A 1,152-nucleotide genomic window follows, 5' to 3' on the forward strand; every position below is an offset into this window, starting at 1 on the left:
TAAAAGTTCGCCATTTAATCTGAATCACCACAAATTTTTGCGTATCCTTGACACGAAATAAAAACGTTGTTAAGAATCCAAGCATTGAAGCTAATCCAGCACCATTCAAGCCAAATAATGGAATAAGTAATACTTGTGCAATGACACAAACGATTGCTCCAAATAAAAATGTGATAAATCCTCCTGTAGTTTTTTTAACTACAATATAACTTGTTTCAAAAAAATTTGCAAAGCTAGAAAATAATGCTGAGAGCATGAAAGGTTCTGTTGCGAAGTTTGAAAATCAAACGCGCCCTCTCTGAACTCCAAATATCTTAGGCTGGTATTCCCATTAATACCTTGATTTCAGTAGACACCGAAAAGCCGAAGAGCGTTCCATTTCTTCGGTTCTTTTTATATATTCCTCGAATGGTCTCCATGCCCTTAATCATGGAAGAGGCTGTACGGAGACTTTGATAAAATTTATTCCGTCGTTTAATAGGTCGATGGTCTTGTTCTATTAAATTGTTAAGATACTTCACAGTTCGGTGCTCTGTCTTAGTATATAAACCCACACTCTGTAACTTTCTAAAGGCGGATCCAAGAGAAAGTGCTTTATCGGTCACAATTGCTTTCGGCTCACCAAACTGTTTATGGAGTCGTTTTAAGAAAGCATAGGCTGCTTGCGTATCCCGTTTCTTTCGTAACCAGATATCTAAGGTTAAGCCGTCCGCATCAATTGCACGATAAAGATAATGCCAACGTCCCTTAATTTTGATATAGGTTTCGTCCATTTTCCATGAATAGAAGGATTGTCTATTTTTCTTCTTCCAAAGATAATAGAGGACTTTGCTGTACTCTTGCACCCAACGATAAATCGTAGTATGACAAACATTTATTCCACGATCATATAACAATTCCTGAACTTCACGATAGCTTAGATTGTAACGCAGGTAGTAACCAACAGCGACAATAATGACGTCTTTTTTGAATTGTTTGCCTTTAAAATGATTCATTACTCTGTCCTCTCTGTCTTTTTTCTCAATTTTACACTAAAATAGATTTTTTGGAAAACTTTGCAACAGAACCCTTTCGGTTTTGAACCTCAAGGGGAACACTCGTTTGATAAAGCGTCTCAATGGTTGTCAGTAAATAAACAAAAACTTTTGGAAG

2 protein-coding genes are annotated in these 1,152 nt (G+C 36.5%); both read right to left on the reverse strand.

Features of this window, described 5'->3' with window-relative positions; translation table 11 throughout:
* Positions 1-256, reverse strand: a 256-nt coding sequence (locus tag ABZ953_RS39405) for a polysaccharide biosynthesis C-terminal domain-containing protein (RefSeq protein WP_361734354.1), incomplete at its 3' end; no start/stop codon positions are given.
* 58 nt (positions 257-314) lie between these two features.
* The gene (locus tag ABZ953_RS39410) at positions 315-995 is read right to left on the reverse strand and encodes an IS6 family transposase (RefSeq protein WP_356625580.1); all 681 of its coding nucleotides are present in this window, start codon (positions 993-995) and stop codon (positions 315-317) included.
* Between the last annotated feature and the right edge of the window lie 157 nt (positions 996-1,152).

It is taken from the genome of Streptomyces sp. NPDC046465, from assembly GCF_040646035.1.
GTDB lineage: Bacteria > Actinomycetota > Actinomycetes > Streptomycetales > Streptomycetaceae > Streptomyces.